General features: G+C 68.5%; 13 protein-coding genes and 5 pseudogenes. 11 read left to right on the forward strand and 7 right to left on the reverse strand.

From position 1 onward, the window contains the following. The first annotated feature begins 398 nt into the window (after positions 1-398). From AB0N06_RS29695 to AB0N06_RS29705, 3 genes are all read left to right on the forward strand, one after another. Positions 399-1,985, forward strand: a complete 1,587-nt coding sequence (locus AB0N06_RS29695) for an ABC transporter substrate-binding protein (protein WP_366137775.1) — start codon at positions 399-401, stop codon at positions 1,983-1,985. Positions 1,986-2,576: 591 nt separating this feature from the next. Further along, the gene (locus tag AB0N06_RS29700) at positions 2,577-4,094 is read left to right on the forward strand and encodes an alkaline phosphatase (protein ID WP_366137776.1); all 1,518 of its coding nucleotides are present in this window, start codon (positions 2,577-2,579) and stop codon (positions 4,092-4,094) included. Positions 4,095-4,164: 70 nt separating this feature from the next. After that, complete coding sequence (locus tag AB0N06_RS29705) at positions 4,165-4,701, forward strand: hypothetical protein (RefSeq protein WP_366137805.1); 537 nt, start codon at positions 4,165-4,167, stop codon at positions 4,699-4,701. Positions 4,702-4,712: 11 nt separating this feature from the next. Here the strand turns inward: AB0N06_RS29705 and AB0N06_RS29710 are convergent. The 3 genes and pseudogenes from AB0N06_RS29710 to AB0N06_RS29720 form a co-directional block, all read right to left on the reverse strand. Then, a pseudogene (locus AB0N06_RS29710) lies at positions 4,713-4,849 on the reverse strand (sigma-70 family RNA polymerase sigma factor); the annotation flags it as partial. Between the two features lie 36 nt (positions 4,850-4,885). After that, on the reverse strand, positions 4,886-5,437 hold the full coding sequence (locus AB0N06_RS29715; RefSeq protein WP_366137802.1) for a TetR/AcrR family transcriptional regulator: 552 nt from the start codon (positions 5,435-5,437) through the stop codon (positions 4,886-4,888). 182 nt (positions 5,438-5,619) lie between these two features. Beyond that, positions 5,620-6,213, reverse strand: coding sequence for a zinc-binding dehydrogenase (locus AB0N06_RS29720; RefSeq protein ID WP_366137803.1), 594 nt, complete (start codon positions 6,211-6,213; stop codon positions 5,620-5,622). Positions 6,214-6,359: 146 nt separating this feature from the next. Between AB0N06_RS29720 and AB0N06_RS29725 the strand changes: the two are divergent. The 3 genes and pseudogenes from AB0N06_RS29725 to AB0N06_RS29735 form a co-directional block, all read left to right on the forward strand. Continuing rightward, a pseudogene (locus AB0N06_RS29725) lies at positions 6,360-6,530 on the forward strand (osmotically inducible protein OsmC); the annotation flags it as partial. A 78-nt stretch (positions 6,531-6,608) separates the two neighbouring features. Then, positions 6,609-8,867: a tetratricopeptide repeat protein gene (locus tag AB0N06_RS29730; RefSeq protein ID WP_366137777.1), complete on the forward strand. Its 2,259-nt coding sequence runs from the start codon at positions 6,609-6,611 to the stop codon at positions 8,865-8,867. A gap of 399 nt (positions 8,868-9,266) precedes the next feature. Further along, a pseudogene (locus tag AB0N06_RS29735) lies at positions 9,267-9,581 on the forward strand (alpha/beta hydrolase fold domain-containing protein); the annotation flags it as partial. 516 nt (positions 9,582-10,097) lie between these two features. Here the strand turns inward: AB0N06_RS29735 and AB0N06_RS29740 are convergent. Next, positions 10,098-11,234, reverse strand: a complete 1,137-nt coding sequence (locus AB0N06_RS29740; protein WP_366137779.1) for an LUD domain-containing protein — start codon at positions 11,232-11,234, stop codon at positions 10,098-10,100. A gap of 169 nt (positions 11,235-11,403) precedes the next feature. Here AB0N06_RS29740 and AB0N06_RS29745 point away from each other — a divergent pair. Continuing rightward, positions 11,404-11,652, forward strand: a pseudogene (locus AB0N06_RS29745) (TrmB family transcriptional regulator); the annotation flags it as partial. 215 nt (positions 11,653-11,867) lie between these two features. Here AB0N06_RS29745 and AB0N06_RS29750 read toward each other — a convergent pair. Then, positions 11,868-13,202: a PLP-dependent aminotransferase family protein gene (locus AB0N06_RS29750; RefSeq protein ID WP_366137780.1), complete on the reverse strand. Its 1,335-nt coding sequence runs from the start codon at positions 13,200-13,202 to the stop codon at positions 11,868-11,870. A gap of 112 nt (positions 13,203-13,314) precedes the next feature. On the opposite strand from AB0N06_RS29750, the gene AB0N06_RS29755 reads away from it, so the two are divergent. Beyond that, entirely contained in the window at positions 13,315-14,115 is an 801-nt protein-coding gene (locus AB0N06_RS29755; protein ID WP_366137781.1) for an enoyl-CoA hydratase-related protein, read from the forward strand. 358 nt (positions 14,116-14,473) lie between these two features. Here the strand turns inward: AB0N06_RS29755 and AB0N06_RS29760 are convergent, their stop codons facing one another. Further along, on the reverse strand, positions 14,474-15,070 hold the full coding sequence (locus AB0N06_RS29760; protein ID WP_366137782.1) for a TetR/AcrR family transcriptional regulator: 597 nt from the start codon (positions 15,068-15,070) through the stop codon (positions 14,474-14,476). A gap of 48 nt (positions 15,071-15,118) precedes the next feature. On the opposite strand from AB0N06_RS29760, the gene AB0N06_RS29765 reads away from it, so the two are divergent. Beyond that, on the forward strand, positions 15,119-15,670 hold the full coding sequence (locus AB0N06_RS29765) for a GNAT family protein (RefSeq protein ID WP_366137783.1): 552 nt from the start codon (positions 15,119-15,121) through the stop codon (positions 15,668-15,670). Between the two features lie 56 nt (positions 15,671-15,726). After that, on the forward strand, positions 15,727-16,200 hold the full coding sequence (locus AB0N06_RS29770) for a GNAT family N-acetyltransferase (RefSeq protein ID WP_366137804.1): 474 nt from the start codon (positions 15,727-15,729) through the stop codon (positions 16,198-16,200). Between the two features lie 27 nt (positions 16,201-16,227). Here the strand turns inward: AB0N06_RS29770 and AB0N06_RS29775 are convergent. Next, positions 16,228-16,463: pseudogene (locus tag AB0N06_RS29775) on the reverse strand (IS200/IS605 family accessory protein TnpB-related protein); the annotation flags it as partial. 218 nt (positions 16,464-16,681) lie between these two features. Here AB0N06_RS29775 and AB0N06_RS29780 point away from each other — a divergent pair. After that, the gene (locus AB0N06_RS29780; protein ID WP_366137784.1) at positions 16,682-18,208 is read left to right on the forward strand and encodes an MFS transporter; all 1,527 of its coding nucleotides are present in this window, start codon (positions 16,682-16,684) and stop codon (positions 18,206-18,208) included. Positions 18,209-18,216 lie beyond the last annotated feature (8 nt).

Genomic DNA, 18,216 nt, shown 5'->3' on the forward strand with positions numbered 1-18,216 from the left:
CCGCGGGAAACACCCGCGTCAGCAACCCCACAGACACCAAATCCGACAACCGGACATCAGACGACGGCTTCACCCAACCAGAACGCGGCATCCCCCACGATAACCCAGAAGTGCTTAACTGAACGGTATTGGGGCTTACCCCGGTCCACGGGGGCACCCCGCCCCATGACCAGCCCTACGAGCAACTCGCCCCGTAGGACAGGGTCTCCAACTACTGGGGGCACAAGGAGGGGCTGCCACCCCGCCTTTATGATCATAGGAGAGGGCGCGGAGCCTCCCCGCGTCCGGAGGGGGATCGCGGACGGAGGCTGGGCATAGCAAGATCCGGACCTGGTTCAGGCGGCGGGGCATTGGCCACGCTATCCGCGCGCGGCCGACAGAAAGCACGAGGCAGTTCTGTGAACATACGCAAACGGTGGACAAGCGCTCCCATCGGGGCCGGGCTTGCGGTGGCCCTGCTGGGCGGCTGCGGCGCCCTGACCGAAGAGGACGCCGCCGAGCCCGGCGACTCGATCGTCGTGGGCATGTCGGACGACGTCCTGGCCGCGGATCCGGCCTCGGGCTATGACCCGGGGTCCTGGCTGCTGTTCAACAACGTCTTCCAGTCCCTGCTCAGCTTTCCCCGAGGGGGCTCGACCCCCCAGCCGGAAGCGGCGAAGTCCTGCGCGTTCGAGAACGGCGGTCGGACCTACCGGTGCACGCTCCGCGACGGCCTGACCTTCAGCAACGGCAACAGCCTCACCTCGGAGGACGTCAAGTACTCCTTCGAACGGGCGATCAGGATCGACGACCCCGCCGGCCCCGCGCCGCTGCTCTCCACGATCGCGAAGATCACCACTCCGGACGCGCGATCGGTCGTCTTCCAGCTCAAGGTTCCCGACGCCACCTTCCCCAGCAAGATCGCCTCGGGCGCCGGCTCCATCGTGGACCACAGCGAGTACCCGGCGGACAGCTTGCGCAAGGACGGCAAGGCCGTCGGGTCGGGGCCCTACAAGCTGAAGTCCCTCGACAAGTCGAAGGCCGTCTTCTCGGTCAACTCCGGCTACCGGGGCACAGCGCGGGTGAAGAACTCAGGCATCACCCTCGACTTCTTCCGCGGCGACCAGAAGAAGCTGGCGTCCGCGCTGCAGAAGGGGGACATCGACGTCGCCTACCGCGGTCTGACCGCGGGGGACATTTCCCACCTGGAGGATTCCACCGCCGCGGCCGATAAGGGCATCAACGTCGTCGAAGGCACCAGCGCCGAGGTGCAGCACCTGGTCTTCAACATGAAGGACCCGGTGGTCGGACGGCTCCCCGTGCGCAAGGCCATCGCGTACCTGGTGAATCGTGACGCCCTCGTCAGCGAGGTCTACCACTCGACGGCCGCCCCGCTGTACTCGATCGTCCCGGCCGGCATCACGGCCCACAACACCGCGTTCTTCGACAAGTACGGCGCGAGCCCACAGCGGGCCAAGGCCGAACAGGCGCTGCGTAGCGCGGGCATCACCAGCAAGGTGAAGCTCACTCTGTGGTCCACGCCGAGCCGCTACGGCCCCGCCACCGACGACGAGTTGCGGGCGATCGCCAAGCAGCTCAACGCGAGCGGACTGGTCGATGCGGATGTCAAGTCCCTGCCCTTCGACCAGTACGAGAAGCGGATAGCGGCGGGCGAGCTCGGCGTCTACGTGAAGGGCTGGGTCCCGGACTACCCCGACCCGGACAACTTCACCCAGCCGTTCTTCGGCAAGGACAACGTCCTGCAGAACGGCTACGTGAACGACGACATCACCGGCCGGATCGTCCCGGACGCCGCCGCCCAGACCGACCGGGGCGCCACCGAGAAGGTCTTCGACGAGCTCCAGAACGACGTGGCCGAGGACCTGCCGATCCTGCCGCTGTGGCAGGGCAAGCAGTATGCGGTGGCGTACGACAACATCTCCGGCCTGGAGTGGACCCTGGACGCCTCGACCGTCTTCCGCTTCTGGGAGATCAGCAAGTACTAGGACGTGTTTCGAAAGTCCCGCCTGCCAGGCGACGCCTGGCCCGCACGCTCGCTGCGTTGTCGGGCTCGCCCCGATACGCCCTGTATCGGGGCGACCCTCCGCCTTGCGATCGCACGCACCAGACGCCGCCTGACCCGCCCTACGGGCGGACGACGCCACTTTCGAAACACGCCCAAGTGCCGCGACCGGCAGTAGGCGTTACTTCAGACCGTTCCCACAGCGGCTGGGAGCGGGGGCTGGAGCGTGAGGAGTGGCTGGTGCACATCGAGGACGTGCTGCCGACTCATATCAGCGTCGAGCAGTATGAGCGGAACCTGGCGCGAATGGCCGCCAACCGGGACCGCGCCAAGAGCATGGGGGCGCCGCGGCAGGGAAGGGCGCTGCTGGAACGATCCGTACCGCGGCCTGGTCTTATTTCACCCTCGGCAGGACGGCTGTCTGCAGAAACCAGGGCTCCTGGCACGCCGCGTGAAGGGCCGGTAGGAGCCGGCAGTGTTCGACTCGGCGACACTCGGGGAAGGTGGCGTGTTCATGTCCCGCTCCTAGCGTCGGCGTCCCGAGTCACACATTTCCGAGGGGAATCTCCCGAACATGCGACGTAGACCTGTGAAGACGCTGACGGTCCTGGCCCTGACCGGCGCCGTGGCCGCCGGTACGGCGATCACCGCCAACTCCGCTCCCCAGCAAGACGGTCAGGGCAAGGAGATACGCAACGTCATCTACCTGCTCGGTGACGGAATGGGCCGCACTCACGTCACGGCCGGCCGCGACCGCTACTACGGGGCGGCCGGCAAGCTCAACATGGAGCGCCTGCCGTACACGGGCGCGGTCGCCACCTACGCCGTCGAGAAGGGCAGCGAGCAGCCCGCATTGGTCACCGACTCGGCGAGCTCGGCCACCGCCTGGTCGTCCGGCGTCAAGACGTACAACGCGGCGATCGGCGTCGACACGTACGAGCAGAAGGTGTCGACGCTGATGGAGGAGGCCAAGTCGGCCGGCTTCGCCACGGGAAACGTCTCCACTGCCGAGATCACCGACGCCACTCCGGCGGCCCAGTTCAGCCACGCGCTGCTGCGCGGCTGCCAGGGCCCGGTCTATTCCGACGCCGCCTGCCTGCCGAAGAAGGCCGACGGCACGTATGAGTCGGCGCCCACGGACAAGACGCTGATCACGCCGATCGCCGAGCAGATCGCCCGCAACGGCACGGCGGACGTGATTCTCGGCGGCGGCCTCGCCCGCTTCGAGCCGGACGACCAGAAGGCGCTGCAGGCGCAGGGCTATCAGGTGCTCGGCAGCTTCGGCGACCCGTCGCTGCCGGCGCAGACCGCCGCCAGCCAGAAGGTCGCCACCAAGGCCGAACTGGACAATGCCCAGGGCAAGAAGGTCATCGGCCTGTTCAACCGGGGCAACCTGACCGTCGAGCAGGCGAAGGCCTCCCTGCCCGCGGACGCTCCGCAGAAGCAGGAGCCGACACTGGCGGACATGACCAAGAAGTCCCTTTCGCTGCTGAACGGCCGCTCGAAGAAGGGCTTCCTGCTCCAGGTCGAGGGCGCCCAGATCGACAAGCGCTCGCACGCCAACGACGCCGCGCAGACGCTCGCCGAGGTCAAGGCGTTCGACGACGCGGTCAAGGCGGCGTACGACTTCGCGAAGAAGGACGGCCACACCCTGGTCGTCGTCACGGCCGACCACGAGTGCGCCGGCTTCAACATCATCGAGAAGGGCTCCTACACCAACGCCGAGGCCGTCGCGCCCCCGGCCAACACTGACGCGGGCAACCCGGCCAACAACAGCACCCCGTCCCGCTCGTCCTCCGGCGCGAAGGATGCGGCCCGCTCCAGCGGCATCGTCAACGGCGCGGGCTCCGGCGACGCGAAGAACTTCGCGCCCGCCACGTTCCGTACGCCCGACGACCCGAAGGATGTGCAGGACGGCAGCGCAGCCGCCAGCCTCTGGCTGACCTACCTGTCCGGCAACCACACCGGCGCCGACGTGCCCATCTACGCCTACGGTCCGAACGGCAGCGCCTTCGCCGCCAGCCAGAACAACACCGAGCTGTACGGAAAGATGTACCGCTCGCTGTTCGGCACCGCGCCCCATCAGGGCTGACCTCTTTGCGGCCGGGGCCGAGAGGGTTTCCCCCTCCCGGTCCCGGCCCGGATGCATCTGGAGTAAGACGTTGAGACACCTCACCCGCTCCCGGGCGTTCGCCACACTGGGCGCCGTCATGCTGGCGGCCCTCACCGGCTGCAGCACCGCCGCGGACGCCGACCGCGCCGATGCGAAGCCATCGCCGACGTTCACTCCGGCCGCCCTGCCCGCCCCGCGTTCCGCCCCTGCCCCGGCTCCCACACTCACCTCACCGCCAAAGCGGGGCGAAGTCCGTATCGAGGAGGGACCGTTCACCGACCGGGTACGCGTCACCGGTCTCGCCCTCACGAAGAAGCCGACAGTCACCGGTCATCTGGCCATCACCTCTGATGTCAGTGACGTCCTCGCCTTGGAACTACGTGCCGCTTACTACGACGCCGACGGCCACCTGCTGGGCACGGGCAGCTTCCAGTACCAGGAAGAAGGAGAGGACGCGCACGGCGACGACCACCATGACGGCGCGCGCGCGGCCGGGAACGGCATCGACTTCACCGTGCCCGCGAAGAATCTCACCGGCACTCCGGCCACCGCGGTGGTCTCCATCCCCGTACTGGTCAACGAATAGTCGACCCGAGGCAGCGCCGCCTCCTGCAGAACGTCGTCCACGTCCGGCCCCGGCCCGAGCAGGCTGAGCGCGACCGCGCGCATCCAAGACGTTTCAGCAGCAGGGCAAGAGACGCCACATCGCCTGCTTGTGCGGCCCGCGTCAGCATCGCGCCCTCCGCACTCCCGGCGTCCTTCGGCGATGCCTATGCCGTGCGTGGGGTGGCGGGTTGCAGGGCGTTGATCGCGGCGGTGAGGGCTGCGTCGAGGTAGTCGGTGCGGCCGGTGGCCTGGAGCATCACGACGCCGCCCTGGACGGCGGTGAGGATACTGCGTGCGCGGTCGCGTGCGGTCTCGGGTTCGTCGGGTGTCATGGCCCGCGCGCCGCGCAGGAGTGCTTCCTCCCAGTCGTCGAAGAGGGTGGTGATGATGGAGCGGGCCTGGGGGGAGGACTTGCCGAGTTCGGTGGTGAGGCTGCCGAGGGGGCACTGCTGTCCGAGTTCGGTGTAGTGGTGGAGGACCTCCTGGCGCCACTTCTGCCAGGCTTCCCAGAGGGAGAGGTCGCCCAGGTACGGCTGCTGGGCTTCCAGGACCTGGGCGGCCTCGTACTCGGCCACCGCCGTGAGGATGTCCGACCTGCCGTCGGGGAAGTAGTGGAAGAGCTGGCTCTTGCTGGTCGCCGTGGCCGCTCGCACGTCGTCGAGCGTCGTCTCGGCGGCTCCCTTCTGTCTGGTCAGGAGCGCTGCGGCGACAACGATGCGCTGCCGCGTCGCCCTAGCCTTTCGCTGTCAATCCTTTGTTCATCCCTCTACCATCCCGCAAAATGGACCTACTAGTCCATACGGGTCGGGGTGCCTCCTCGCCGAGCCGCGGACGCGTGCGCCGCGGACGGGCGTCGCGGCCTGGCTCGTGGATGCGCGATCCGGGACTCGAGCGGACCTCAGGGCAGGAGCAGGAGCTTTCCGGTGGTCGTCCGCGACGCGATGTCGGCGTGAGCCTGTGCCGCGTCCTTGAGGGCGTAGCGGCGCCCGATGCGCGGTGTGAGCGTACCGGCGAGGATCATGTCGAAGATCTCCCCGGTGTGCTCGACCAGGGCCTCACGCGTGCGGACGTGGTCGTGTACCACCGGGTACGACAGCAGGATGCTGTTCGGCAGGTCCATGGGCGTGAAGGTGGGGATGCCCATGATGGGACCGTAGTAAGCGTGCACACCGTGCGCACGCAGCGAGAGCTGGGACGACCGGAAGGTCGGGGTGCCGCCACCGTCGTAGACGACGTCGGCGCCCTCGCCTCCGGTCAACTCCTTGATCCGGTCCTCGAACCCGCCGCCGGACCAGACCACGACGTGGTCGGCGCCGGCCGGGCGACGGCCTCGTCGGTGCGGCCGGTCCGCATGGCCGCCTCGTGGACGGCGCGCGGGTTCACCTGTGTGTGAGTCGTTCCGGACCCGTGGCTTCCCTCGGGGATGGTGCGCCTGATCTTGCGTCGCTGTAGGCAGAGGCGGTAACTGACACCCCGGCGGAGGCCTCAGGATCTGTGCACCGAAAGCCGGAAGTCACCGGCTTGACTAGTGATGCAGATACCTGCCATGATTTCGTCACCGCCGCAACCGGTGACACTGATGAAGTGTTCCGGCCGGGGTGTCCGAACACCTTCCGACCCAGATGGGGAGCACCAGTCATGGCAGTCAGCTACACCGCCGTCGTCGATGTCGACGGAGAGGGCCGCAACGGCGGTCACGTTCGCTCCTCCGACGGCCTGCTGGAGACCGCCCTCGCCGTGCCCAAGGAGCTCGGTGGCTCCGGCGCCGCGACCAATCCCGAGCAGCTCCTGGCCGCCGGCTGGGCCGCCAGAACTGCTACCTTGACGTCATTCCGAAGTGGTGTGGCTCCCGGACGGTGAGCCGGCGTGCCGCCTGGCTGGGTGGGGATGGACAAGAGGACGTTCGGTCGGCTGTTGCGTGAGGCGCGACAGCGCTCGCTGCTGACGCTGGAAGGTCTTGCCGAGGCGTCCGGAGTGAGCGTCCGGGCCATCAGCGACATGGAGCGCGGGCACAGCCTGCCGCGTCAGACCACGTTGAGCGAGTTGATGGACGCGCTCGAACTGGACGAGGACGAGCGGCGCCGCCTGGTGCAGATATCCACGCGGCGTGCGCAGGACGTCCCGGTCCCTCGGCAATTGCCGCCCGATCTCATGGTGTTCCGCGGGCATGAGGAAGCACTGACAGCCGCCCGAGGGGTTACCGACCAAGTCACGGCACGAGGCGGGCATGTCGTCATCTCCGCGATCCGCGGCATGGCCGGGGTGGGCAAGACCGCCCTGGCAGTGCACTGGGCACATCAAGTGGCGGACCGCTTCCCGGGCGGTCAGCTGTATGTGAACCTGCGGGGGTTCGAGCCCTCGGGGCAGCCCCTGGACCCCGGTGAGGCACTCGGAGGATTCCTCAGGGCGCTGGGTGTGCCCAGCAGCGGCATGCCCTCCGGCACAGAGGAGCGCAGTGCTCTGTTCAGAGAACAGACCGCGTCCCGGCAGCTGATTGCCGTCCTGGACAACGCGCGAGACTCGGAGCAGGTCAGGCCGCTGCTGCCCGCCTCCGCGGGATGCTTGACCATCGTCACGTCACGTGATCAGCTGTCCGGCCTGGTGGCGGTGGAGGGCGCTTCGACGATCAGGCTGGATGTGTGGACGCCCCAGGAAGCGCTGGCCGCGCTGGAGGCCCGGATCGGAGAGGATCGGTGCCGGGCGGAACCCGAGGCCGCTGCCGAACTGGTCGAGCTGTGCGGGTACCTGCCACTGGCGGTCGCCGTGGTCGGCGCGCAACTGAGCGCGGAGCCAAAGATGCCGTTGCGTCTGGGAGTTCGGGAACTGCGGCAGGCGTGGCCTCGGCTGGACGCCCTCGCAACAGATGACCAGCGAGTCGATGTCCGCGCCGTCTTCTCCTGGTCGTACCGGGCGCTCACCGCCGAGACCGCGCGGTTCTTCCGGTACCTGTCTGTGCACCCCGGGCCGGCGGTGTCCGCCGAAGCCGCCGCATCGCTCGCCGGCGTGGAGATGCCCGCAGCGCGACGCCACCTGCGTGAACTGACCACGGCCAGTCTGCTGTCACGGGACGCCGACGGCCGGTACGTGCTGCACGACCTGGTCCGCGCCTACGGCACCGAACTCCTTGAGCAGGAACACGACGACCGTCTCTGCGCGCAGGCACGACTGCTCGACTACCTGCGCCACAACGCGCACCACGCGAATCGATTCGTCACGCACCTGGAACCCGAACCCTCCACCTCCCCTCTCGAAGGTGTCGTGGAGGTCGCGCTCGACAACCGCGACGAGGCACTGGACTGGTTCCGCCAGGAGGAGTCGACCGTCGGGGCCGCTGCGCGCGCCATGGACGATCCTCGACTGCGCCGCCACCTTGTGGACCTCACACTGGAATCGATCGGCTACAACCTGGCCGTGGGCCGGTGGGCCGAGGAGATCGCAGTTGCGCGCATCGGCCTCGACGCCGCCCTTGCGCTCGACGATCTGATTGCCACCGTGCACATCCGCTCGATCCTGGCCCGCGCCCTGCTCGAATCGGGCCACGTGGACGAGGTCAACGCGCTGATCGACCTGATGCTCGTGCACATGCACCGGCTGCCGCTGATGGTCCAGGACCGCACGGAGCGGGAGATCGGCTACTACCGTATTCGTCAGGGCCGTTTCGCCGAGGCCCTGGGGCACGCCCGGAGGGCCCTGACGATCAGCCACGAGCTGTCCCGGCAGGACGGGATCGCGAGCGCCCTCAGTAACGTGGGGTGGGTACTCGCCCAGGTCGGCGAGTACGAGGAAGCCATCGCCACGTGTGAGGAGGCGATCCCGCTTCTCCGGGAGGTCGGGGACCGGCGTTTCGAGGCGGGGGCCCGGCATGGAATCGGCTACGCCCGGCAGGGCCTGGGCGATCTCGAAGGCGCCGTCATCAGCTACGAGAAGTCGCTGAACCTGTTCGAGGAACTCCTCGATGGTTTCAGCCAGGCGGGGGTGCTGGATCACCTTGCGACAGTGCAGCTGGAACGGGGACGCGCAGATCAGGCACGGGCAAGCTGGCTGCGAGCAGCGGAGCTGCTGGACACCCTCCGCAGCGCACGAGCCGCGGAGATGCGGGCCAAGGCGGAGGCCCTGCCACAGCTGAGGACTCGTTCCATCAACTGACTCAGCGTTTTGTGTGCCACATGGCTGTGTAGCCGGGGGGCGAGTAGGAACCGCGCAGTGCAGTCGGGTGTCCCATGATGTGACACCCGGGTTGGCCGGGACGTCACTCCGCTGGAGAAGAGATTCCCCCTCACCGAGAACCTGGCGATTCTGGATGAGCACGCCGGCACGGCACGCCGCAAGATCTACCTCGCGTATCTGCTGATCGCCGGCGTCAACGACACCGAAGACCACTTGCATCAGCTTGCCCGACTTGTGGCGTCGCGATCCCGGCCGGAACTTTTCCACGTGAGCGTGATCCGGTACAACCAGGCCCTGGGAGCACATCCCGCCTACCGGGCACCCTCGACGACACATGTGAGTCAGTTCGTCGCAGGCTTGCGCGAACGTGGCATCCACGCCACCGATCTGGGCTGGGCCTGTCTCCTCGGTGAGGCCCGGGGGAGCGCACACGTCTCCATGTACGCCGCTGCGGCCCGCGCGGCGGACCTCTCGGGGTTGCCCCCCGCCTATGTCGACGTGGGTGCCGCGGAGACCTTCCGCGACGAGAGCGTCCTGTACGCGACGCGTATCTGGCAAGCGGGCGGTGACGCCGAACTGCACGTCTGGGCCGGCGGATTCCACGGCTTCGATCAACTGGCACCTCACACCAACATCGCGAGGGATGCCCGTCACGCCCGGTTCGGCTGGCTGTGCCGTCTTCTGAACCGATGAACGCACGGCGTACGGGCGAGTCGCACGGGCCCGCCCGTAGGCTCCCCGGGGGACGGCACCGTCAACTTGGCTGGTGGCCTGTCTGCGGTGGGATGATCTTGTGACTGGTGGTCGTCGGGAGGGACCTGTTCGTGGACGTGTCGCCGCCGTCGTGCAAGGGGTGCCGATGCCGACACGGACCTCAACCACCCAGGTAGCGCCTTGGCCAGGTTCAAGCGGTCGCGATCAGTGAGTGTTGACTGAGCCGGCATGACTACCACTGACCGCCGGGCAGCTGATCCCCGCTTGTCCTGCTCTCCACGAGGAGAAAGCTCACCACGTGATCCATGAGAACGCGCCCGCGTTTGTCGACGAGTCCCGGGAGGCGGCGAATTGCCGGCCGATCTCCTGGGAGCGACGGCTGCGCCGCTTCGGGTATGTCGCACCCGCATCAGGCAGGGCGCGGAGGCGGACGGCGAGCCCCATCGGCTCGCCGTCCGTCTCCGCGGCGTTCTGCCGTCCTTACCGCGTGGGTTGTCAGAATCCGATGGCCTCGCGCAGCAGCAGGACGGTGCCGCGCCCGGGCTGCGGCTCGGCATTGAGGACGAGCAGACGGTTGACCGCGCTCGGCTGCCCGTAGACCGCCTGGGCGCGCGCGGTCTCCAGCGGAAGGGCGTGCTCCTCGACCCGGCGCAGTGCAGTGCTCAGGTCGGGCACCACCTTCTGCGCGCCGACGACCCAGATCGCCCTTGCGGCGCCGCCGGCGGAGGCGGGCAGTTGGCTGCCGCTGCCGGAGGCGATGACGAGCGAGCCGGTCTCGGTGACGGCCGCGACGCTGGCGACGAGGACGTCGGGGGTGGCCATCAGCCTGCGGATCTGGTCGAACTCGGTGGCGCGGTCCATCTTCAGCACGCGCGGCCGGATGGCCTGGTAGCGGTCGCCCGCTTCGATGTCCTGCGCGATGCCGGAGAGCCGAAGCGTCTCACTGGCCCCGGTGAACACGCCCGCGCCCTCCGGTATCAGATTCTTGATGCGGGCGCGGGCCGCCGCGGCGTCGTCGAGCAGTTCGGCGGTAAAGCCGTTCGCCCGCAGTGCCGCGATCGCCCGGTCCAGACGTTCGGCGGACGCCGGTACGCTGAAGTCGTCGGCCGCCCCCGTGGCCGACGCGTCCGCTTCACCGGCACCCGGTGCCCGGCCGGCGTCCCCGGCCTCACCTGAGCCGTGCTCCTGCGCGTCGGGGCCGGGCGCCGAACCCCCCAGCGGGGTGGTGTCGGCGTACCTGACCTCGTAGACCCGCTCGGCGAACTTCCATCCCTCCGGCGTACGCCGGTAGGTGTCGTGGTAGATGGCGAAGTTCAGGCCCGAGCGGCCGTCGAGCAGACGCGCGATCTCCTGCATGTAGGTGCGACCGGTGGCGGTGTCTCCGTCGATCCGGATCGTGCCCGGGTGGCTGTTCTGCACGAAGAAGTCCCACTGGCTCTGCAGGCGTTCGCCTCCGGTCCGGATCTCCTCCCTGCCGATGAACTCGACCGAGACGTTGGGCATGCGCAGAACGGCGTCGGGGGTGAACAGCGCGGCGAGGCGGGAACGGTCGCGCATCATCGCCGCGTCGGTGAACTCGCCGCGCAGCGCCTCGATCTCGACGCGGTCGGCGATCTCCTGGAAGTCGTTCATGCTCAGAGTCCTGTCCTGTGGATGGCGTGCTCTTCTTCACCAGTCCGACAACGCAGCCCCGCCGAATGTGAGGCGAGCCGACCTCACATTCCGCCGCTCTGATTCGTCGTCATGGAGAGGGAACGTGAACGAGGGAGCCGGAGAGCGTATGACCACCCCGTCGGAACAGGTGGCCGGCGGACCGCACGGCAGCCCGGAGGAGCCCACCACCGCGCTGGTCAGGGACAGCAATCTGCTCGCCGCCCTGATCGCCCTGTTCGAGCGCTACTGGGAGGACGCCGTCCCCCTGCACGTCGACGACGCCGGCGCGGTCTCGGGCACCGACGGCGTCGGTGGGGCCAACTCCCTCTCCCCGACCGACCACAAGCTGCTGTCCCTGCTGGTGGCGGGAGTCGCCGACAAAGCGATCGCCTCGCGCCCCGCTGGTAGGCGTCGGCTCACGTCATGTTCAGGTAAGGGAGGGGGCCGGCCGGCACCGGCGCAGTGCCCAAGGGGCCGAGACCGGCTGATGGCCACGGTCACCTTCTGCTTGACCAGATGCTCGGCGAGCCTGCTCAGGCTCCAGGTGGAGAGCGCGGTGATCTGCCGGTCGGCAGGGGAAGTACAGGCAATCAGGCAGACGTGCTCGGTCGATTACGGGGGGATCGCCTCGATGGCGTCCCGCAGCCGGTGCAACGCCGCCCTGAGTTCGTTCCGTGGCGGGGTGGCCAGCGCAAGTCGCAGCGCTCGCGGACGGTAGGGGCCGGTGGCGAAGGCGTCCGCGGTGGACACGAGGATCCCTGCCTCGGCGAGCACGGCCGCGACGTGGTCGGCACGTTGGTGCGGCTCCAGGCCGAGCCACATGACGTAGGAGACGGGGTGGGCCGTGAAGTCCATCCCGGCGAGCGCGGTGCGGGCGATGTCCTGGCGGGCGGCGGCATCCCTGCGGCGATCCTTCTCCCATTGAGTGACCGTGCCGTCGGCGAGCCAGCCGGTGGCGAGCGCGGTGACCAGGCCGGGAGCGCCCCAGGCTGCCGCACGCAGGCTCCTGGTGACACTCGCGATGTGACGGTCGGGGAGTACGGCGAAGCCGAACCGAAGGCCGGGCGCCGCGTTCTTCGACAGTCCGGCGACGTAGCAGGTTCGCTCGGGTGCGAGGGCTTGCAGGGGAGGCGGCGGCTTCACTTCGAGGAACGCGTATGTGCCGTCCTCGACGATGACGCAGTCGTGCGAGCGGGCCGTGGCGACGAGCCGGTCGCGGTGGTCCCGGTCGAGCACCCAGCCCAGAGGGTTGTGCACGGTGGGCATCGTGTAGATCGCGTGAACGGGCCGCGACCGGCACAGACGCTCGAGCGCGTCGAGGTCCGGGCCGGTCGCCGTGACCGGCACCGGAGCCAGGTCGAGGCCGTGTGCCGCGGCCGCCAGCTTGATGCCCGGGTAGCTCAGCGCGTCGACGGCCAGCACGTCGCCGGGTCGGGTCAGGGCGCGCAGCACGGTGTCGAGCGCTTGTTGGGTCCCGCTCGTCAGCAGCACGTTGTCCGGCGCCGTGTCGATCCCCCGGTCCAGCAGGTAGGTGGCCACGACCGCGCGTTCGCGCCGGCGGCCGCCGGGCGGGTCCTGGCGCAGCAGCGCGTCGAGTTCGCCCGCCACCGAGAGCGCGCGCAGGGCCTGCCGCAGCACATCGGCCTGGCCGGGGGCGAGCGGCTGGTTGAACGACAGGTCGGCCACGCGCGGCACGGGCAGGGCGCGGGACGGTTCGATCCCGTCGTAGCCCGTCGGCACCCGGACGAACGTCCCTCGCCCCGGCTCTCCCACGACCAGGCCCATGCTGCCGAGTTCGGCGTAGACCCGGGTGGCCGTGGCCAGCGCGATCCGCCGCTCGCGCGCCAGGTCGCGGTGGGTGGGCAGGCGGCTGCCCGCCGGGATCGCGCCGCATCTGATCGCCGCGGCGAACTCGTCGACGATGGCTTTGTAGGACGGCGGCCGCACGTGGGTACCGGCTCCCAACCTGTACTACCTGTATCTAGGACAATAAATGGAGCGTCCTAGATTAAGGCTCCTAACCTGGGCCCGTCCATGCCCAGGCGAAACGGAGTACGGCATGACCGTTCATATCGACCACAGCGGCGATCCCGTCATCACGCTCACCATCGACCGCGAACGCAAGCTCAATGCCCTCGACTACCCGACCATCGACGCGCTGCTCGCGCACCTCGACCGCATCGAGTCCGACGACTCCGTGCGGGCGGTCGTCCTGACCGGCGCCGGGCACAGGGCGTTCAGTGCGGGCGCGGACATCCCGTCCCTGGCGCAGAGCATCGCCGGTGGAACCGAGCGCGCGCTGCGCGAGGTCGTCCGGCGAGGACACGCGCTGACCCGGCGGATCGAGGAGTTCCCCAAGCCGGTGATCGTCGCCCTCAACGGCCTCGCTTACGGCGGCGGGTGTGAGATCACCGAGGCTGCCCCGCTTGCGATCGCCGCCGAGCACGCCACCTTTGCCAAGCCCGAGATCTCGCTGGGCTTTCCGCCTCCCTTCGGCGGCTCTCAGAGGCTGCCGCGGCACGTCGGCCGCAAGCGCGGCCTGGAGATGATCCTGACCGGCGACCCGGTATCGGCCGCCGAAGCCGCACGCATCGGCCTTGTCAACACCGTCGTCCCGGCCGGCGAACTCATCGACGCCGCACGGGACTTGGCTGAGCGGATCACCCGGCATGCGCCGACGGCCGTGACAGCCTGCCTGCGCGCGGTCACCCGGGGCGTCAATCTCCCGATCGACGAGGCCCTCGCCATGGAGGCCGCCTGCTTCGCCGCCGCCGTACCGACCGACGGCGTACGGAACGGTCTGCGCAGGTTCCTGGACCGTACCTCCGCCTCCGACGTGCCGTTCACCCAGGCAAGGTGAGCGTGTCGCCCCGCCCGGTGCACCCCGCGCAGCGCCTCCGCAAGCTCGACCGCCAGGGCCCGTAGGGCGAGTTCGGGCAGCATCCCGTGCCGCTGCACCCAAGGGCGCGGCAACGTACTCCGTGGCCAGCCGCTGAGGCCGCTGCCCCGCGGGGCAGCAGACCACAACCGACATGGCTGCGGCTCCTGTGGAGGGACACCACGACCTGGGGATTCGACAACTCGATCACGCGACGTTCGTTGGCCGTCAAGACGTCATTGCAGGTGGTCGGGATCGTCGCGGTGGAGATCACCTCTCCTCGATCCGCCGGTGGGAGGGAGGCCGCTGGTCCCTCCGAAGGAGCCACACCCATCGATTCCTATGGACGAGCGGGTGCGGCCAGCGTGGCCAGGTAGTCGTCAAGGAGCTCGACCTGGCGGTCGGGTGGGAACGCCGGCGGGTCGAACAGGGCCTGTACCACCAGGCCGAGCACGAATGACTGGGCGCCGGCCGCGATGCGCGCCGGATCTCCGGCGGGCAGTTCGCCGAGCTGTTGGGCCGCAGCGACCAGGTCGCGCAGTTTGTCGCGGCTTCGCGCGTACTTGCGGGCATAGTCGCCGCTCAACTCGGGGTCAGCGAGCGCGGTGTCCCAGGAGGACACCCAGATCCGGTTGCTGTCGGTGGCCTCGTCGGTCAGCGGCAGGATGTTCAGCAGCGCGGCCCTCACGCCGGACAGCCCTTCCCCGGCGGCGCGCCGGGGGCGAGAGGCAGTTCGCAGTTCGAGCAGGTCGAGAGCGTGCGCCACCAGGTCGCGTTTGGTGGGGAAGTAGTGGGTGAGCAGGCCGGTGGTCGCGCCGAGTTCGGTGGCGACGGCGCGCATGGTCAGTCCGCCGAAGCCGTGCGCGGCCAATACGCGCCAGACCGCCTCGGAGACGTCGCGCCGACGGGCCTCGTGGTCTCCCTTGATGCGTGGCATGCTGCTACGGTACATAACCATAACGTTTGTTGTGTGAATGGGGTCATCATGTTTTGCCTCTCTCTGCGGGACACTGCCCGCCTCCGTCCGCTCGAGATATGGCATGCCGAGGAGTTCGCCGCCCACCTGGACCGGGCGCGCGAGCACATCCGGCCGTGGGTTGGGGCGGGGTTCGTCACTGACGACGTCGACGGTGCGCGGGCCACGCTGCGCCGGTACGCCGAGCGCCAGGCCGCAGACGGGGCCCGCCTCTATGGCATCTGGCTCGACGGAGCGCTGGTCGGCGGCGTGATGTTCGTGGACTTCAACACCGCCTTGGGTTCATGCGAGATCGGTTGCTGGTTGGAGCCGGCCGCAGAGGGACGCGGCCTGGTCACGGAGGCGTGCCGCACCTTGCTGGAGTGGGCGTTCACCTCCCGGGGGATGCATCGCGCCGAGTGGCACTGCCGAGCCGACAACGAGCGCAGCTCCGCGGTGGCCAAGCGGCTCGGCATGACACTGGAGGGCGTGCGGCGCGAGCACTGGCCCTACGGCGGCACCCGTCATGACAAGCAGATCTGGGCTATCCTCGCCCCCGAATGGCGCACCCATCGCCAGTGACCGGAAACCTCGCCACCACGACGCACGCGACCGCGATCACCATCCGGAAGGCCCCGATGGACGTAACGCTACGAGAAGTGAGAGACGGCGACCTGCCCGTCTTCTACGCTCAGTCGAACGAGCCCGAGGGGATTCTGATGGCAGCGTTCACTGCCAAGGACCCATCAGACCGTGCCTATTTCGAGGCACACTGGGCACGGATCCGCCGAGATCCGGCAGTTTTCGTGCGCACTGTCGTCGGCAAGAGCGGTGAGATCGTCGGGCACGCTGCCGTGTTCGGCCCGCCCGAGGAGCGCGAGGTCACGTACTGGATCGGGCGGGAATACTGGGGCCGTGGAGTGGCTACGGCCGCGCTGCGAGAGCTGCTCACACGCATACCGGAGCGTCCGCTGCACGCCCGCGTGGCTGCAGACAACAGCGGTTCGATCCGGGTGTTGAAGAAGTGCGGATTCGTGACCACTGGCCACGAGCGGGGTTTCGCGAACGCCCGGGGCGAGGAGATCGAGGAGGTAGTTCTCCTTCTGGCCTGACGGACCGTTCCTAGTGCCGCGACCGGCACTAGCCGGTTTCTGCCAGTGCTGAGCACCCCACATGCTGGTGTGGGCGGGGTCGACCGCGACAATGCTCAGGCCCTGTTCGGCGGCCATCGACACCAGCCGGGCCTTGAGTTCCCGGTCGGGATGCCGGAGATGAGCTGCCGGAACCGCTTCCGGCGGCCGCGGGTCTTCTCGGTGGTGAAGTCGAGGTCTTCGATCCCGATCGCGGCGACACCGACTCGCTTGGCCCAGTTGATCGGCCACGGGCCTGCCGGCGCTGCGACCTGTCCTGACAGGTGTGTTTGGTATATCCCAGCAAACCGACAGCACTTCACCACCCCTCTCCACGTTATCCGGCGCGCCTCCCCAGCAGGGCATCGCTTCATGATGCTGTTTATCCGCTTGGACCCGGGGTACCCGGCCTCGGCGCCAAGGGCGGCGACGCAGGCCATGCCCTCTCAGGAGGCAGAGTCCCATGAGCCGAGGCGGAGAAGCAGTCACCGGAACGGTCACGACGAAGGTCCCCGCGAGACTGGACCGCCTGCCCTGGTCGCGATGGCACTGGATGATCGTGATCGGCCTGGGCACCGTCTGGATCCTCGACGGCCTGGAAGTCACCGTCGTCGGGAACATCGCCGGCCGGCTCTCCGAAGCCGGCAGCGGCCTGCCGATCAGCAGCGCCCAGGTCACGGGCGTCGCGGCAGCGCTCTACGTGGCGGGCGCCTGCTCCGGCGCTCTCTTCTTCGGCTGGCTCACGGACCGTGACGGCCGCAAGAAGCTCTTCCTGATCACTCTCACCGTCTACCTCGCGGCGACCGCGCTCACCGCCATCTCCTTCTCCGTCTGGTGGTTCTTCCTCTTCCGCTTCCTGACCGGGTTCGGTATCGGCGGCGAGTACGCGGCCATCAACTCCGCCATCGACGAGCTGATCCCCAGCAGGTTCCGGGGCCGCGTCGACCTGATCATCAATGGCAGTTACTGGCTGGGTGCGATGGGTGGTGCTCTCCTGTCGGTCCTCGCACTCGATACCGACATCTTCCCCAAGGATGTCGGCTGGCGGCTGACGTTCGCCCTCGGCGTCGTTCTGGGACTGGCCATTCTTCTCGTACGCCGTCATGTGCCGGAAAGCCCGCGGTGGATGTTCATCCACGGACAGTCCGAGGAAGCGGAGAAGCTCGTCGACGACGTGGAAAGGAAGATCGAGGAGGCGACGGGCCGCCCGCTCCCCGAGGCGGAGATCGAGATCACTGTCGAACAGCGACGCAGCGTCGGCTTCATCGAGGTCGGGAAGACCGTCTTCCGTGATTACCCCAAGCGTGCGACGCTCGGCTTCGCGCTCTTCGTCGGACAGGCGTTCCTCTACAACGCGATCACTTTCGGCTTCGGCTCGATCCTGGTCACGTTCTTCGACGTCTCCACCGGAACAACCGGCTACTTCTTCGCCGCCATCGCGTTCTGCAACTTCCTGGGCCCACTGTTCCTGGGCCGTCTCTTCGACACCTGGGGCCGCCGGCCGATGATCGCGGGGACCTACATCCTTTCCGGAGCGCTGCTGTTCCTTACTGCCTGGCTGTTCGATGCCGGACGGCTCGACGCCATCACGATGACGCTGTGCTGGTGCGTTGTCCTCTTCTTCGCGTCGGCGGGTGCGAGTTCGGCCTACCTCACGGTCAGTGAGATCTTCCCGATGGAGACACGGGCCATGGCGATCGCCTTCTTCTACGCGATCGGGACGGCGGCTGGCGGTATCTCCGGCCCCCTGCTCTTCGCGGGCCTGACGCAGAGCGGAGTCGTCGGGGACGCCGCTCTCGCGTTCTGTGTGGGGGCGGCCCTGATGGTGATCGCGGGCCTGGTGGCCGTCTTCCTCGCGGTGGCCGCAGAACAGAAGTCGCTGGAACAGATCGCTGCGCCGCTTTCGACGGTCACGTCACAGGACAGCGCTCTGCGCCGCGGGGCCGACGAGAAGAAGCCGGGATCCCCGCCGGGCGCGCCACCGGCGTGACGCCCCCA

Source organism: Streptomyces sp. NPDC051020 (assembly GCF_040683105.1).
Classification (GTDB): Bacteria; Actinomycetota; Actinomycetes; order Streptomycetales; family Streptomycetaceae; genus Streptomyces.